This is a genomic window from Thermoanaerobacterium sp. RBIITD (assembly GCF_900205865.1).
Lineage (GTDB): Bacteria > Bacillota > Thermoanaerobacteria > Thermoanaerobacterales > Thermoanaerobacteraceae > Thermoanaerobacterium.
Genome location: NZ_LT906662.1, coordinates 1,192,392 through 1,209,886 on the forward strand (window position 1 = coordinate 1,192,392; position 17,495 = coordinate 1,209,886).

Consider the following 17,495-nt stretch of genomic DNA (forward strand, 5'->3'; position numbering starts at 1 on the left):
AATCATCACAATCTTTCCTTTCAAAGAGAAACTACAGATATTATACCATTCAGGACAAAACAATTGCAACAAATTTTAGCAAAAAAATCCTTAAAATGATCAGCTTTCTTTGTATTCAAAAACTGGAACTTCGATTGTCTTTACAGGCTTTTTCTCATAAAAATACTCATCAAGTTTTAGTGATGTATCTGCATCAAAATACCTTTCACCACATTCTACACATTCCAATACTGGTACATGCTCGATAACAATAAGCTTATCATTTACCCATTTTTCTATTCTCGTCTCTTTCTTTTCCAATTTACCACCACATTTAAAGCACCTGTCATTCATGATATTTACCTCCTTTTGTTCTTTCATTAATCCATTTTGGTGGTTCCGGAATATACGAAGTTATTATAACCAAACTCTTATTTTGAAAACCGCAAACCGTATGTACATATTTATCATCTTTCTTTCCTAATATAAGACAGCTATGGCCTCTTGGATCATCAGGATAATCCTCTAAGATTTCTCCATTTAATATAGAAGTTAAAACATCAACAATCCTTAAGTTTCGCTCAAGTAGTTTGTCTAAAGCATGTTCACTCAATAACCATTGACCCTTTTAATATAAACTTCTTAATATTTTTTATATCAAAATCACTCATCTATAAATCACCCTATATTAAATTATATCACATCAATCCACTATATTCTGTTATTTTTTACCGCCTACAAAAATTATATGCTAAAGGTAAAAATAAAGCTCCGTATAACCGGAGCGATATATCAAGATATTTTCTTTTTCAAAAGCCCTATCATCAAAGCTGTCACAACCATGCCAACAAGTATTGCCACGATGTACAAAAGCGGATTTGATACAGCGATTGGTATTACGAATATCCCGCCGTGGGGTGCTCTAAGTTCAATGTGGAATAACATTGAAAGTGCACCTGTAACAGCTGAGCCTACCATAATTGATGGTATTACCCTAAAAGGATCAGCTGCTGCAAATGGTATTGCTCCTTCTGTAATAAATGATGCACCAAGCACCCAAGCAGCCTTGCCAGCTTCTACTTCTTCCTTAGTAAATCTGTTTTTGAACAATACTGTTGCAAGAGCAAGTCCAAGCGGTGGAGTCATTCCCGCTGCCATTGCCGCTGCTTAGCCAAAATTTTTAGATGTAGATTGTCTGAATTCTCAGGTGCCGCAATCAGGAAAAACAGGTGTGCCGGTTTTCCATCCATCGAATCGTAGTCTATCCCCTCCTTTGATTTTCCAAATACTAATGCTGCTCTTTTTACAAGGCTGCTTTTCCCATGTGGAATAGCTATGCCCATGCCAATTCCTGTCGTATATTCTTCTTCTCTTTTTAACACAACATCCAAAAATTTATCAGAATCTGTAACTATACCCTTCGACACTAATAGATTTATCAGCTCCTTTAAAACAGATAGCTTATCCTTTGACTTAAGGTCGAATATCATCATATCTTTATCAAGTATTTTTTCTATCATATTTATCTCCTTTCAATTATTTCAATCTCAATTTTATCCTTTAATTCATATACATCATTTAATGTACAAGCTTTTGTGCCTTCCCTCATTACAACTGACGTAGATGCAGCAGCTGCAAATCTTATTGTCTCTTCGATAGAAAGCCCATTGTATATGCCATGGGCAAATCCTGCAACATATGCATCGCCAGCGCCAACTGTACCTTTCACATCGACTTTTATAGGCTTTACAAAATATATCTTCTCGTCTGTCAAAACAAGGCTGCCTTTGCCACCCATTGATACAGCAACTATTGAAACACCATTTTCAATAATCTTCATGCCTTCTTCAATTATTTCATCTTTTCTTTCAAGTTTTTTTCCTGCAATTTGTGAAAGCTCATGTACGTTAGGCTTTATCATGTAAGGTTTTGCCTCAATGCCGTATTTCAAAGCATCTCCATCAGCATCCAGTATAACTTTTATGCCTTTTTTCTTGATTTTTTCAATAACATATCCGTAAAACCTTTTGTCGACACTTGGTGGTAAACTACCAGACAAAACAATCACATTTGAGAAATCGACATGCTCATTTATGCTCGAAATTAACTTCTCAACTTCATCATCTGAAACGTAAGGCCCAGCTTCATTTATATCTGTATACGTGTGAAATTTTTCATCGATTATCTTTATATTTATCCTTATATCGCTTTTGATTTGAACAAAGTCAGATTTAATGCCTAATTTATTGAGGACATCTTCGATGTACTTGCCGTTTGGTCCCATAAAGCCAAGACACACCACATCATTCCCTAAGTTTTTAAGGTTTTTAGCGACATTTATGCCTTTCCCACCAGCATCAATCATAGCTCTTGATACTCTATTTACAGCACCTACTTTAAATTCATCAATTATCAATGTCTTGTCTATCGCCGGATTCAGTGTTACTGTCGTTATCATCGTCTACATCCTTTCCTAAATTTAATATATCTACATTTGCTTGCTCATACTTCTTTACTATCTCATAATCTAATTCATCATCTGTTATAATCGCTGTTATATCTTTAATATCCGCAAATTTTACAAAAGATTTTTTGCCGAATTTAGTATGATCGACTACAGCATATACCTCATTTGAAACCTCAATCATGGCCTTTTTTGTATTCGCTTCTATAAGATCTGGAGTCATAAGGCCATTTTCGTACGATACCGCATTTGCACCAATAAAAGCCTTATCCACTTTGAAGTTTCTGATTACCATTTCCGCTATGGGTCCTACAAGTGCCTTTGTATTAAGCCTCTCTATGCCGCCTGTTACAATAAGCTCAATATTGTGATAACCTGAAAGCTCTATCGCAATTATTGGCGAGTTCGTCACGACAGTAAGATGTATGTCTGGTAAAGATTTCGCAATCATCAATGTCGTCGTGCCAGCATCCAATATTATAGAGTCACCTTCTTCTATAATCGATGCAGCAATCTTGCCGATTTTCATCTTTGACGAAAGCTCATAGTCCTCTTTTTCCACAAAAGACGGCTCATAATGTGTGTGTGTATTTAATATAGCACCGCCGTGTGTCCTCTGAATGAAACCGTCCATCTCCAGCATACGAAGATCTCTTCTTACAGTAGATTCCGATACGCCTAAAATTTCACTTAGCTCAGACACCGTCATGCTTTTATCTTTACTTAAAAGCTCTGCAATCTTCATCCTGCGCTCTTCACCAAACATCCAATCACATCCATTCAAAGCAGATGATAATTATTGATTATTTCTGCTCATTTATGATTATATAATGAAAATGTTTTTTTGTCAATTATTTATATATAACATTTTCACTTTTTTACTATATTATATGTAGTTCAAAAATTTAAAAGGGAGGAACAAAAAAATGTTCAACGGTATTAATTTTTTGAAATTCGATTATATCAAGTTTCCTATGGAATTCTTCACAAAGTTTTCAACTATGAGCGGGTCCCAACTAAAGGTCATAATGTATATTTTAAAGCATACTATAGGATGTGGGAACAATGAACCAATAAAACTTACAATAAATGAAATACAGTTTGGAAGGTATGATGGAAAAGGCGGCCGAATAGACGATGGTACAGGCCTTTCGACAGGTATTATAAGCAAATGCTTGAAAAATGCAATTGAAGAAGGACTTTTAGTATGCTTTGTCGATAACGAAGACAAGCTCCACATTAAGAAATATTACACAATAAGACAAAATCCTCATATTCAAGGTGTGACGTATAAATATGACGAAATAAGGGGAAATACTGATTTCGACACATGGCAAAATATGACATCTGCTGATTATACAAGTGTCGAAAATATCGACAAAGATTTTGCACCGAATTCAAATATTATAAAAGAGGGTGGATCAGCAGATACAGAAATACTAATAAATGGCTCACTTTCAAAAATTGAAAACAATAAGATCATATCAGATCAGAATGATATGATAGATAATAAAATATATAAATCAATCAATCATATCAATGATATGATGTATGCAGAAATTGAAAAGCCAAAAAAGTACTGCGATAAAAAAACGTTGCAGGAAAAATACAATCTTACAGATGATGAGATGAAGATTTGCTTATCAAAGATGAGAGGAAAGGACATAAAATACCCTTCAAGATTTCTAGAGAAGGTAATACAAAACTACATAAAAGATAAAGACATATTAAAAGATGCTGCAAGAACAAATGCAGCACCAAAGAATTATTATAACTCATATCCGCAAAGAAAATATAATATAGATGAGCTTGAGAAAAAACTACTAGAAGCTTCAAGGAACAAATTTTAGTGTTTAAATGCGGCGCATAATATTATTTTAATTTTAAGCCCTTTTAAATACCCATAGCTTGTTGCCTATAAAGTTTACTATCATTGAAAATATGGTAGCTATTATCTTGGCATAAAATACACCTAAATGGGGCTTTAAAGGGTAAAGTATTGCGAGGGAGACTCCAAGCGATATAATATTTACAATAATGAATTTTATCACTTCAAGACCCTGTGGTGTTGATTTAACGCCAAATGTCCAGTATTTATTCATAATAAAGCTATTTACAACACCGCAGCTGTATGAAATAACTTGTGCCACCATGTAATAAACTCCTAAGAATGTGAGGAGCGTAAAGACGGCGAAGTCAACTAAAGTATTTACAACCCCTACTAAATTAAACTTAATAAACTGCACCAAGCCATTTTTGCTTTTAATTATTTTCCTTATTTGTTCCATTTTCCTTATCAAAACCTACTTTCTTTGCAATTATATATAAGGGTCTGTCCCTTACCTCGTCATAAATTCTGCCGATGTACTCGCCAAATGCCCCAAGGATCATGAAGTTAATACCACCAAGTAAGACATTTACAGCAATCATTACACCCCACATAGATGTATTAACGGCAAAGAGCTTTAATATAAGTGCTGCTACTAAGTACAGTAAGCTTATGACAGTCAAGAATCCTCCAAGCTGTACTGGCAATTTAAGCGGTACATATGAAAAAGATGTTATACCGTCCATCGCAAGCTTCAGCATCTTTTTTAGCGTATACTTAGTTTCACCAGATAGTCTCGGGTCTCTTACATATTCTACACCAGTCTGCTTAAAACCTACCCAGCTCACAAGCCCTCTTATATACCTATTTTTCTCTTTAATCGAATTAATTGAATTCATTACATCACAAACTTTACGGTCAATAAGGCGGAAATCTCCTGTATCAACCGGTATATCTATATTTGTAAGGTTTTTTAATAATCTGTAGAAAACTCTGGCAGTAAATAGCTTAAAGAAGGATTCTCCCTTTCTCTTTGCTCTTTTGCCGTATACGACATCATAGCCTTCCTTCCACTTCTCAATCATCTTTAGTATTACCTCTGGCGGATCTTGTAAATCAGCATCAATTACGACAACAGCATCGCCTTTTGCATTATCCATGCCAGCGGTTATAGCAATCTGGTGGCCAAAATTCCTTGAAAAACTGATTAATTTGACATGGCTATCATTTTCACATATTCTCATCAATATTTCCGCTGTCCTGTCTCGGCTACCATCATTTACAAATATAAGCTCATATGTCTCACCTGCCGAATCCATGACTTTTTTAAGGCGCTTATACGACTCCTCGATTAGTGATTCCTCATTGAAAGCCGGTACAACTATAGAATATTTTACACTATCTGACATAACATGTCTCCTTTCTTCATTCATTATATCATTGGAATAATATTAATTTATCCATCATTTCAATTGTATTGTACATTCATTGAAACGTCTCACAAATCTACTTCTCCCATTAAACTACGAAGAAATAATTATTTATGAAAGCAATAACATAAATGGTATTTAGTCCTAAAAATAACCATGTATACAGATAATTTATAGATTTTCTCTTTGATGCCATTTTCCCGAGATATATAAATACAGGTATAGATACCATCATATATCTTACAATGCTTGTCATAGATTCTGCCGTAGTATATGGCATAAGCAACAGCAAAAGACCGTATATGAAAAATATAATTTCTTGAAAATCAATATTTCTCTTTATAAATTCATATATAAATATGCCTATATATCCTCCGAACACTGACGTTGTCATTATAAATGAAATTAAACCATTATCCCATCCACCATATGCGCCAAAATAAGGATATTTTAAAAATTTAAAATATGCCAAAAGTGGTATTGTCGTTACTCTGCCCCAATTAAATTGTTCATGTACTGCAGCTAAGAAATCTCCTGTTAGGCCTTTTAAATACAAAAAATATATAAAAAGCGGTATACCTGATATAATGCCATACAATATAAACTTTCCTATTAACTTGTGATCAAATCTTTTTCTCTCCTGATAAAGCATTGTCATAAGAACTAAAAACACATTTATAAACCCGGGTACTCTTGTGACTGTTGACAATGATGCAAATATTAAAGCTATAAAATATTTCTTCTTATAGACATAATAAATACTTAATATTGATAGAAGTAAAAACAAGCTTTCTGTGTACATAATGGAGAAATATAATGATGTGGGATAAATCAATATAAAAAACAAAGTTTTTAATCCAACATCACTGGAAAATCCCTTTATCTCAATACAAAATTTATACATATAGACCAAAGCTATTATTAAAAATATATTTGATAATAATATTCCAATTATACTATAATCCAAAAATGGCAGTACTATATGAACCGCTTTTATTGTCATCGGGTAAAGCGGGAAAAACACCCAGTTTGCAGCGGGATGCTTTTCACTCATCTTGTATTTGTCATAACCCTTTTCTACTATTTTTAAATACCATCCGGCATCAAATTTATTAAAATCCTCAATATTAAAAAACTTAGTATCCCTTACAGTGTCCGGCAATTTCATGGTTTTGCTCTGCCATGTTCCATAATCATTATAAACATATGTAGAAGGGTTAACATAGCTACTGAACAAATTCTTTCCAAGATATCCTTCAAAAAGCATAATGCCTCTACTAATTATAAAAAGTGATATAATTAATATAGCAACCTTCTTCATGTTCAAATTTTCTTGAATCACGTTCATATTCCTTTCATTTAAAACTATCATTCCCTCTTATCATATTTTAACATATATTTTAATTATTTGATACCATATTGTACATATATTTCTGATTTTTATCATTATAAGCAATAGCAAAGCAAAACCAATAATAATACTAATAAAAATCTTTTTTAAATATCACATCTCCCTCATTTATTAGCTATAATTCTCCTACACATACTAAAACCGGCATTTACTATTCCTCCTTCAAAGCATATATTTATACATGAGAAGTATTTATGATAATCTTAAAGATTATCATAAATTCCTTTCAAATCATACAACTGCTCAAAATTTCTATCACCAAATCCACCAAAATTTTGATTTCCTGAATTTATATTGTTTTCTCCACTGCCTTGCTGGTTGTCTAACAAATTGGAATCTTTCCATTCACTTTCAGAAACAACTTTACCATTTTCTTTAACCCAGTTCATAATATCATTACTTGACCTTATTCCCATACCGCCTACCATTACATACCTTATTTCTCCTTTTTTAACCAATTGTTTAAATTGATTAAGGCTTAGTATATTATCACTGCCTGAAAAACCTCCAAGAGCCATGACAGGTTCACCAGTCTTAATTATTATGTCCTCGGCACTCTGCGCTGAAGAAACAACAAGTAGATATTTTGCATTTCCTTTATTTTTTTCTAAGAATTTTATCAATTTTGTATTGCGGTTATCATTAGTATTAGTATTAAAGTCCATCATTCCTTTATTGGACGCAAGTCCTAATCCAGCAGAAGGAAAAGTTCCGGACATCGGATAAAACATCGTAGTAGCCGACCAAACTGTAGGAGCTATTAAAAGACCCGCAATGGCAGTACTTACTAATATCTTTTTTATCTTTGTATTTTCACTTTTTATTAAATTTACAATAATAAGTATAGCTGATGATACAAAGCATAAAACTGATAATGCTATCATTATAACCTTAGTGGCGCTTGATATTTTGTAATAGTAAGATAATATCAACATCTGGATTAACCCGTCTGTGATAAGTGCAGCCGGTAAAATCCATGACTTCCATCCACCTTCTTTATAAAGCTGCCACATTGATACAATTCCAATTCCACAAAGAGCCGCAATTGGTGGTGCAAGCATGGTTAAATAGTACGGGTGGAACAAGCCAGTTGTAAAGCTGAAATATATAAACACGGGTAACAGCCACGTAATCCATAATATTAATGATAACTTTTCTTTGCTATTAAAAGGTCTTTTAAGTTTTTTCCTTATTATCTCTGATACAAAGCCAAATATCGCAAGAGGGAATAACCATATTATTTGATCTGATAAACTGTTGTTAGAAAATAACCTTATTATGCTTGCCTTTTCCCGGCCTCCAAAGGTTCCTCCCATGCCGCCTCCAGGTCGCTGCATGTTTCTTCCGCCAAATCCTGGCGTCATTCCATCCTGACCGTTAGTTCCTGGAATTCCCGGTCTTTGGCTGTCTCCATTAAAAGAGCTTCCAGGTACACCTTGCCCATATTGTCCTGTCTTTGTTGCACTAGAAGTAGCATTATCACTATTTACAGTTTGTCCCTGAACATTAAAGTTTCCGGGTTGTCCCTGACCATTAAAGCCCTTGCCCTGGTTTCTACCACCTGGAGCACCAGTACCTCCAATGCCGAGCCTCTCTAGTCCGTTGTGTCCTACTATAAGCTCCATTACTGTATTATTTGTACTGCTTCCTACATAAGGTCTGCTTCCTGCAGGGACCAAATCTACAACTATAGCCCAGGAAAGTGAAACTAAAAGAAGAATAACCGTACCAATGATGAGATGCGATATTCTTTTTTTGATAGGTATTGCAGAAGAGATAAGATAGGTTATATATAAAGCCGGAACTATCATGTACGCCTGTAGCATTTTTATATTAAAACCAATGCCAACTAAACCTAAACTTAATATAAGGTATTTTAACTTTCCCTTTTCAGCAGCTATAGATAGAGCTAAGCAAGCTAGAAGCAAGGTTAAAACAAGCAAGTTATCTATTGTATTATTTCTGCTATCTGCAACAAAAACCGGTGTCACTGCAAGGCTTAAAGCCGCTATGAGTCCTGCTGCACTTCCAAAAGACCTTTTAACAATGATGTACATTATCGCGACTGAAATCACTCCAGCAAGAGCTTGAGGAAAAATTAAACTCCATCCGCTGAAGCCAAATAATTTAGCAGAGATTGCCTGAATCCAAAAGCCCAGAGGCGGTTTGTCAATTGACACAAATCCGGCGGGGTCAAATGATACAAAGAAGAAATTTTTTAAGCTCATAGTCATGCTTTTTACACCAGCAGCATAATATTGATTTGCATATCCTTCTATGCTTAAATTTGTAAAATTTAAAATTGCTGACAACAATAAAATTAGTGATAATGCAAACATTTCTTTTGAAATCTTTATTTTTTTCATTTTTGCTTCCTCCTTATACGAAAGAAAATTTGTTATTTGTGCCATAATTGTAACGATTATTTTAGCTTTACATTTAAAATATACTTCATTTAATTTTTTTAGTAATTTTTAAGTAAACAACAAAAATTTCATATTTCGAATTATAACTGTCAATTATCGCATCAGTATCAAATAATTGTGTGAACTTTATGTGATTGCAAATTGCTAACATTTAAAGTATATGTCCTTTTTTTTACAGCGATATCGAATAAAATCTTTGTGAGGTAAACAAACAAAAGTATATTCAAAAGCGAAGTAAGTATAAGTACAGGGTCATATATCACTGAATTTATACCTTTAAAGGTTTCAAAGAGGACATAATAGGTGTTGATGTAAATAGCAGCGCTAAATCCGCAGAATAAAAGAAGCAACCTTTTATCCCTAAGATATATAAAAGTTATAATTGTCAGGGCAGCAGCTGGAAACAAATATCTCTCATGCATACCGGTTGAAAAAGTGAATACGCCTGCTATCTGAATAAGTGCCGCTGCAAAAGCATACAAGCTGCTGTTTGCCTTAATATAAATAAACCATGAAAATGCTGTAATAATAGCTATAAAGATAATTCCCCAGATATGATAGCTGAATACAAAGAGTATAGAATTATCCTTTAAGTAATTTGCTCCGAGCAAACTGAAAAAGTTAAATGCATTGACTGAAGCGTAAGGATATTCTGACACAGTGCTTGAAAACAGTTTAAAAATCCATAATACATCTTTGCTTGAAGTAAATGGTAGTATAATAACTGCAGATGTAATTAATGCAGAAGCTGCTGCTTTTATAAAGCTCATGAAACTTTTTTCCCTTATTAATTCAAAGAAAAGCACAGGCAGAAAGATAATCCCTTGTGGCTTCATAAGCACTGCGGCTGTAAACAAGGCAGAAGATAGCATAATTTTTTCTTCTGACAGAAAAAATAATGACGATACAACAAAAAATGTAAAGAAAGAATCTACCTGCCCCCAGATAGTTGAATTAATAAAAACAGCCGGATTAAAAATATAAAATGCGGATATGAAAATACTAATTTCCTGTGAAAGATATCTTCTAGCCAGCTTGTAAATAAGGTATGATGTAGCAATATCGGCTGCTATCGATGGCAGCTTTAACAGTATTGTATAATAGTGAGAAAGCGCCGGGATACTTGCAATTTTGCCAACAAGAAACAGGACATAGATATACAATGGCGGATAATCGCTTGACATTGTGTTTGAATAAAATTTAAAGAGGTTATTTGCAGCAGATGTTGCCCAGCTTCTAAAAATATTTATATCAACGGGATGGCCTTCTACTAATGTTGCTAAAGAAATGCGCAAAAGCAGCCCTATGCAGAGTAAAATAAGTATTAACATCTTTTCATTATCAAAGTTAATTTTTTTACTTTTATATATAAAAAGATAGTATGCTGCAATAAATAAAAATAAAAATATTATTGAATATGTAGTAAGTAGTGGTGCATATTTAAAACCAGAACTTATATTCATACCGAATATCCTTCCATTTTGTGGCGCCATATGCTGTGGCGAGTTTACATCCGGGAACCGCTTTCCATGTATTTGATTTCCATCACCGGATATTTGATTTCTAGCATTTATCGGTGGCATACGATGTTCAATGTTATTTGGGGTTGATACCGTGCTATCATTATAATTCAATAGTGCATAAATACATATAAAAACTGATAATCCCAGAATTAAAAGCATGCTAACTTTAAATATTTGTCTTTTATGCATAATTTTTATGCTCATTTTGAACAACCCTTTCTTTAAAGTCCTTAAAACCTTTTTAATTTAACTAGATTTTATTTGCTTAAATGAAAACAAACCATTGTGGCATCATCATGTGGTTTTATTAGAATTATAACTTACATTTGTTGCATGAATATCAAATAATTATGTGAATTTTATGTGATAGCATAAAATAATAGCAATCAGCAGTAATGCTGGTTGCTATTATTTGAGTGGATATTTTATTATAAAGCTTACGCCTTTATCTCTATTTACGGCCTTAATTTCTCCGTTGTAGAAATCTATAATTTTTTTGGAAATAGCAAGACCTAAACCAAAGTTTCCAGTTTTATCTTTATAAAGTTTATCAAAGATATGGTCTATATGTTTTTTGTCTATATTTGGCCCATCATTGTATATTTCCAGTACTGCATAGTGTCCTTCTTTTTTTAAAGTTACAAAAATTTTTTCTCTTGCATATCTTAATGCATTATCTAGAATATTCTCAATACAAACTTGTATTTTATCAATATCTCCGGTGATTATAATTTCGTCTATATCTAAATTCCATTCTATTCTGCTATTAATAATTTCAAACCTGTTTATTATATGAATGAGCAGATCATGTAAATTTATATCAACGTTTTTATTGCTATTTTCCAGAACATAATCAAGTGTATTTAAGTACAGCATCTGATTAATTTTCTTTTCTAATCTGGCAGCCTCGTCCCTTATTATTTCGGCGGTTTTTTCAACAGAGTCTATATATACACCATCGATGATTGCATCGGCATGGCTCATGATAACCATAACCGGAGTTTTTAAATCGTGAGATATACTTTGCAAAAACATTTTTTCTTCTTCATCTGCGTGTTTCAATTCTTTTTGCATTCGGTTCATAGATTCTACAAGCCTTCCTATTTCATCATCACTCTTAACTTTAATTGGTTCCTTCCAGTCTTTATGAGCTATTCTTATCGTATAATCTTCAAGCTCTTTTAAAGGTTTTGAAATATAGCTTGCAACAACCTTTGCCGCAAAAAAACCAATAGTTATAAATATAATTCCTATTACAATTACCATGTACAGTAATCTATTATCTACTATATTGGGCATATATGATATTAAATACGATTTTCCTGTATTGCCATATTTAATAGAGCTTATTATAAAGAAAAATTCTATATTATTGTAAACTTCCTTAAATTGCTTTTCATGAATATTGCCATCTTTTATGAAGCTGGCCATCCACATTTTAACTGCCAAATTGCTATAACCGGGTGAGTAAGGCAACGGCGGAGGCTCTTTTTTATCTATATCTATAATTAGAGTTCTATTATTGTTATCTATATTTATGATAAAATTATCGCTGCCTTTAAGGTTTCTCATTTCACCAAAGTTGTTAACGGGTTGATTAAAATTATTATTCTTTAGCAGTATCTCATGAGCAACTTTTAGATCTTGGATCTTTGCATTCTCATCAATTTTTCTAAAGGCGAATAAATATAAAATCGATATACTGCATATTATAATTAAAATTACAGCTGTAAAAGTTACCCATATTCTCATTGTTAATGATTTAAATTTAAAGCGCCTCATGATTTAAACACCAATTTATAACCGTACCCATATACGGTTTCAATATTTAATTTATTAACTTTTTTTCTAAGCCTTCTAATAGTATCATCAACTACTCTGTCTGAACCAAAATAATTTTCACCCCAAATGCTATTTAAAATCTGCTCCCTTGATACTAAAATGTTCTTGTTTTTAACAAGATAATTTAATAGTTCAAACTCCTTGTTTGTAAGCTGAATCTCATTATCTCCTTCGAAAACCGTCCTCTGTCTTTTACTTATCCTGTATTCACCAATACTAAGCATGTCTTCAGGCTCATCATTTTCATTTCCATAAATTCTTTCCATAAGTTTATTAGTTCTAATAACAAGTTCCCTCGGTAAAAATGGCTTTGATAAATAATCATCGCTGCCAAGTTCCAGCCCAACTACCCTGTCAAGCTCCTCGTTTCTTGCAGACATAAATATAACAGGCGTCTTTTTATTGTATTCCTTAATAGCTTTAATTAATTCATACCCATCAATATCCGGCAGCATTATATCCAAAATCCAAAGGTCAGGCAAGTCCTTTATTCTTTCTATTGCAGAATTTCCGTTTAAAAAAGTAGTCACTTCATAACCTTCACGCTGTAAATATTTTTCAAGTAAAATATTAAGGCTCTTTTCATCTTCTACAAGATAAATCCTTTTAGACAAATTTATCACCTCAAGACTTTATATAACCCTACCATTATCTATATTGCATTTATATATTCCCATTTGCCCGTTGCTTCATTGTATTTATACGTACCAACTTTTCTTGGATCAGTTGAGCCCTTTGAATTTATTGCAACAGATATAGGAATATTTACATCCTGTCCATTTTTTGTTACTGTTATATCGTATATATCTGAAACCGGCGTAAGATTGCCTGTCTTTTGTGCTGCACCTTTATCAATTATTTTAATCGATACATCACCATATGTATCGTTAAGATTTAGTAAATCTTTTGAAAACGCAATTTTTACATCACCTGTTTCAATAATCAGGTTTCTTTGAGCCGTTTTTATTGCATTCAAGACTGAAACAGGTACAACAACTTCTTCTGAAAGAGAATTTTCGTCACCACTTAAGTTAATTGCTAAATCATTTCCTGCATTTTTTATTATGTCCAATGATTTCGCCTCATCTACTCTATACAGTGCGATATTTCCATATACACTGGTAGTGCCGCTTAAGTAAATATAATTGTTTTTACCTTTATCAAGCTTCGTTTTAACATTTATCACATTGCTTGTGTCTAATATTTTGCCTGATGCATCAAATGCTTCTATTTTGTAATCGTAAGATTCTCCCGGTGTATATGTCATATCCTTATAATTCGTTTTGTTGACCCTTGCTATCTCTTCATCATTTCTTACAACGATATATCCTGCTATATTCGAATTTACAATACTACCGCTCCAATCTAATAATATACCACTACCATCTGAATCTACTGCTTTTAACCTGCCATTTAAAGCTGTAGCCGTTTGATTTAATGAATTTGTATCAACAGAGAAACTGAATTTTGTATTTGTTCCAGGTTTAATATTCAGATTACCCTTTATATTGACTCTTATATTCGCTTTGCCGATGCCATTAATTTTTAAGGCACCATTTGAAACTTCTGCTACAGCAGTATTATCTGATGATATATCGTATTGAGACGGGTCAAGATAAATATTGTCAAGTTTGTTGTCACTAAATGATGCCTTTACTTTTATAGGCAATATATTGCCCTTATTTAAATCTATTGATGGTATTTCTACTTTTATATCATCTATTACATGATTTGACCTAAACTCCTCATTTGCTAAAAAACTACCGAGAATATTTTTGCATCTTCCCAAATCATTTGTCAATTTAGATGCTACATTCGCATTAAGACTTTTGTCGCTATTTATCGTATTTACGGCATTGTCAATACTGTTTACAATATTCTTCGCATTTTCAATTGTCATAGAAGATTTTGCAGTATTAGCTATACCACCAATCAAGTTTTTATACGAATATGCCTGGTTTTGCGTCATCCCACCAAATTTAACATATATCCCGTCGATATTTGTTAAAATATCATTAAGTATAGTAGTAGTTGCAACAACAGGATCTTTATCAGGGATTACTGCTGGTGTACTGAAAACACCGGATTTAAGTGCAGCGTCATACCCCTTTTTGAACAAAGACTCAAATTCAAAGAGTCCGACGCCACTTGCACTATTATCCCTTATTGCCTCTATCTGCTTTAAAAGTGTCACATTGTCAGTGCCAATAGATGTACCAATGCCTGGAACAACATCGGAATGACCATTAGCAAAATCCAATGTATTTTTCAAATCTGCAGCAACAAGTGAAACCGTCGTATTGTATGACATTGGGTTCAATGTATCAATATAGTTTTTTACTGTCCAATCTTTTGAATCCTGAAAAATATCTGATGTTGCTGTGCTGTAATTCGGCCATACATCTGCAGCTATTTTTAGTCCCGGTTTTATCGTCCTAAGCTCTGATATGACACTGTAAGCAAATGTATTTACTATATTCATCCTAAAGTAATTCCACAGCTGCCACATATCACCATTTACATCCAGATATTTTGGATCTGCCCCTGTGTATTGTTTGAATAATTCTCTTGTATAGTCATCATATCCAAAGTCATTTGAATAATCATTTGAATTTGGAAATCTCATGTAGTCAAATTGGATGCCGTCTATGTCATATTTAGCTGCAAGCTCTTTATACAAATCCGACAGAAAATTCCTCGCATCGGGAATCATAGGATTCAAGAAGTAATATTTAATGCCATATTTATCTAACGTGTAATTATCGCCTTTGCGACTTATCAAAAGCCATTCAGGCATTTTCTCTTTTATAGGTCCACCATTTCCGACATCTGAAGTCCCTATTAAGAAATTTTCTGTCCACGCATATACAGCCATTCCCCTTTTATGTGCTTCTTTTATATATGCGTCAAGAACATCAAAGCCTTCATATACAGGATTTTGCTCTGTATATTTACTATCTGTTGGATATATGGTGTAGCCAGACCAGAATGTATCGAGGTATATAGTATTTATGTTTATGCTCTTCATCATGTCGAGATTTTTTACAACTTCTTCGAGGCTTTTTTCTTTAGGCTTTATCCAGACAGCGCGGCTCTCTACTTTCTCTGATGCAAAAGACATGTACGTTGCTTTATTGATGTCATCATCAAGTGATTTTATAACAACTTCTGCATCTTTATATGATCCATTATTTATGTAATTCTTCGCATTATTCAACTTTATCTTCGCATTATCTATTATTGATTGTATATCATTATAGGGAATATCCTTAAATTCTTTTTTTGCATCGATTAGATTGTTTTCAACCATATTGAGCCTATACTCGGCTTCATCTATGTATGACACAGGTGTATGCTCTATTATTACCTCTTTATTAGCCTTGTCTATCGTGACATTTGACCCGAGTGTTGCATATTTTATAAGCCATTCCGCACTTTTCCCATGGCCTGATACAACAAAACCGCCATCTGGTATATCAGAGTTATTCCCACCTACAGATATAATTTTACCATCTTTGCTTACCACAACTTCATAGCCATAATCATTAGTCCCTGTTTTTTTACCATATAAGCTATCATAAACAATAAGCTGGTCAGGCCCTCTCATACCTGGAAAATAATATCCGTAAGGGTTGTCTGATTCTGTCTTAGGATCAATCGCATTATAACTTACTTTCCACATCGTCGTAGTATTAAAATTATCTAAGACAACCTCTATTTTGTCACCTTCTTTTACCGTTTCAAGAAGTTTATCACATATCGGGTTTGCAATATGTATTGATATAACTGAGCCATTCTCCGGTATGTCTGAATTATTTGCATTTATGTAATCCGGTTTTGTGACTTTTGTTACGATATTATTTACAACTGTTATCTCCATGCCCCACTGGTTTGTATTTGTGGATTTACCATATGCCGGTGTATAGACTATAACTGACCCTTCCTGCCTATCTTTATTTACATCATCTATTGGTACAACTATTTCATCAACTTTAAAATATTTTTCAGGCAGGTTATATACATCATTTGCTACAGTATTTGCTTCTATACCCGATGGTGTATTTGAACCAGTTGTTCCAGTCATAGTTCCAGTATCAGCAAATATGTAGCTAATATTGAAGCTTAAAAGAAGTGCTACTGCAAGTATTAGTGATAAAGTTTTTTTGGCATAAGTCAATAGTTATCACATCCCTTTTTTTAATTCTGTAATTTAAATTGTACTTCAAGCTGAATGCCACTTAGCCCATATATTAATTATATCATAAGATCATGTATTTATATTTATCTTATTAAAGAATAAAAAAGACAAAAAACGCAAGATTATGAAAATTGACCATTCCCATAATCTTGCATCAAGTTAAGGATTGAATATTCAATTCAATTAATACTGTCATTAATTTATTTTAAATAATTTAGAGCATTAGCTCTTCTTTTCTTCCTTTATCTTAAATTTAAAAATATCTATTAAAAGATGTTTAAGACAAAACCAAACATTAACATATAAATGCGATTAAAAAAAAGAAAGCATGACTGTAGAGTTTTTAATTTAATTAAGCCAGGATGAAAAAGAAAGGCAGATATGCCTTCAGAGA

Annotated in this window: 14 protein-coding genes and 1 pseudogene; 1 reads left to right on the forward strand and 14 read right to left on the reverse strand. The window is 33.1% G+C overall.

Translation table 11 applies throughout. From position 1 onward, the window contains the following. Positions 1–99: 99 nt before the first annotated feature. The 6 genes and pseudogenes from CPG45_RS05465 to CPG45_RS05490 all read right to left on the reverse strand — a co-directional run bounded on the left by CPG45_RS05465 (position 100) and on the right by CPG45_RS05490 (position 3,209). Positions 100–333, reverse strand: coding sequence for a YgiT-type zinc finger protein (locus CPG45_RS05465; RefSeq protein WP_096230989.1), 234 nt, complete (start codon positions 331–333; stop codon positions 100–102). Then, positions 326–592 (reverse strand): DUF4258 domain-containing protein, encoded by a 267-nt coding sequence (locus tag CPG45_RS05470; RefSeq protein WP_231969020.1) that lies wholly within the window; start codon positions 590–592, stop codon positions 326–328. Before CPG45_RS05470 ends, CPG45_RS05465 begins: the two co-directional genes overlap by 8 nt. A 179-nt stretch (positions 593–771) precedes the next feature. Beyond that, positions 772–1,146 (reverse strand): annotated as a pseudogene (locus CPG45_RS05475) (fructose-specific PTS transporter subunit EIIC); the annotation flags it as partial. After that, on the reverse strand, positions 1,122–1,499 hold the full coding sequence (locus tag CPG45_RS05480) for a PTS sugar transporter subunit IIA (protein WP_096230990.1): 378 nt from the start codon (positions 1,497–1,499) through the stop codon (positions 1,122–1,124). The pseudogene CPG45_RS05475 and the gene CPG45_RS05480, both read right to left, overlap by 25 nt. Positions 1,500–1,501: 2 nt before the next feature. Further along, on the reverse strand, positions 1,502–2,437 hold the full coding sequence (pfkB, locus tag CPG45_RS05485; protein ID WP_096230991.1) for a 1-phosphofructokinase: 936 nt from the start codon (positions 2,435–2,437) through the stop codon (positions 1,502–1,504). Next, positions 2,385–3,209 (reverse strand): DeoR/GlpR family DNA-binding transcription regulator, encoded by an 825-nt coding sequence (locus CPG45_RS05490; RefSeq protein WP_096230992.1) that lies wholly within the window; start codon positions 3,207–3,209, stop codon positions 2,385–2,387. The genes pfkB and CPG45_RS05490 overlap by 53 nt, the downstream gene beginning before the upstream one ends. Positions 3,210–3,369: 160 nt before the next feature. Here CPG45_RS05490 and CPG45_RS05495 point away from each other — a divergent pair, with 160 nt between their 5' ends. Beyond that, the gene (locus tag CPG45_RS05495) at positions 3,370–4,293 is read left to right on the forward strand and encodes a hypothetical protein (protein WP_096230993.1); all 924 of its coding nucleotides are present in this window, start codon (positions 3,370–3,372) and stop codon (positions 4,291–4,293) included. A gap of 33 nt (positions 4,294–4,326) precedes the next feature. On the opposite strand, the gene CPG45_RS05500 is transcribed toward CPG45_RS05495, so the two are convergent. From CPG45_RS05500 to CPG45_RS05535, 8 genes are all read right to left on the reverse strand, one after another. Beyond that, positions 4,327–4,731, reverse strand: a complete 405-nt coding sequence (locus CPG45_RS05500; protein ID WP_096230994.1) for a GtrA family protein — start codon at positions 4,729–4,731, stop codon at positions 4,327–4,329. After that, positions 4,706–5,680 carry a glycosyltransferase family 2 protein gene (locus CPG45_RS05505; RefSeq protein ID WP_096230995.1) on the reverse strand — a complete coding sequence of 325 codons (975 nt, stop codon included), beginning with the start codon at positions 5,678–5,680 and terminating at the stop codon, positions 4,706–4,708. Before CPG45_RS05505 ends, CPG45_RS05500 begins: the two co-directional genes overlap by 26 nt. Before the next feature lie 109 nt (positions 5,681–5,789). Next, entirely contained in the window at positions 5,790–7,073 is a 1,284-nt protein-coding gene (locus CPG45_RS05510; RefSeq protein ID WP_096230996.1) for a putative hexosyltransferase, read from the reverse strand. 242 nt (positions 7,074–7,315) lie between these two features. Then, positions 7,316–9,478 carry a glycosyltransferase family 39 protein gene (locus CPG45_RS05515; RefSeq protein ID WP_096230997.1) on the reverse strand — a complete coding sequence of 721 codons (2,163 nt, stop codon included), beginning with the start codon at positions 9,476–9,478 and terminating at the stop codon, positions 7,316–7,318. Positions 9,479–9,645: 167 nt separating this feature from the next. Next, positions 9,646–11,265 (reverse strand): putative hexosyltransferase, encoded by a 1,620-nt coding sequence (locus tag CPG45_RS05520; protein ID WP_096230998.1) that lies wholly within the window; start codon positions 11,263–11,265, stop codon positions 9,646–9,648. A 204-nt stretch (positions 11,266–11,469) separates the two neighbouring features. Further along, positions 11,470–12,843 carry a sensor histidine kinase gene (locus tag CPG45_RS05525; protein ID WP_096230999.1) on the reverse strand — a complete coding sequence of 458 codons (1,374 nt, stop codon included), beginning with the start codon at positions 12,841–12,843 and terminating at the stop codon, positions 11,470–11,472. Then, positions 12,840–13,526, reverse strand: coding sequence for a response regulator transcription factor (locus CPG45_RS05530; RefSeq protein WP_502695803.1), 687 nt, complete (start codon positions 13,524–13,526; stop codon positions 12,840–12,842). Before CPG45_RS05530 ends, CPG45_RS05525 begins: the two co-directional genes overlap by 4 nt. A gap of 29 nt (positions 13,527–13,555) precedes the next feature. Continuing rightward, entirely contained in the window at positions 13,556–17,080 is a 3,525-nt protein-coding gene (locus CPG45_RS05535) for a glycoside hydrolase family 10-like protein (RefSeq protein ID WP_096231001.1), read from the reverse strand. Positions 17,081–17,495 lie beyond the last annotated feature (415 nt).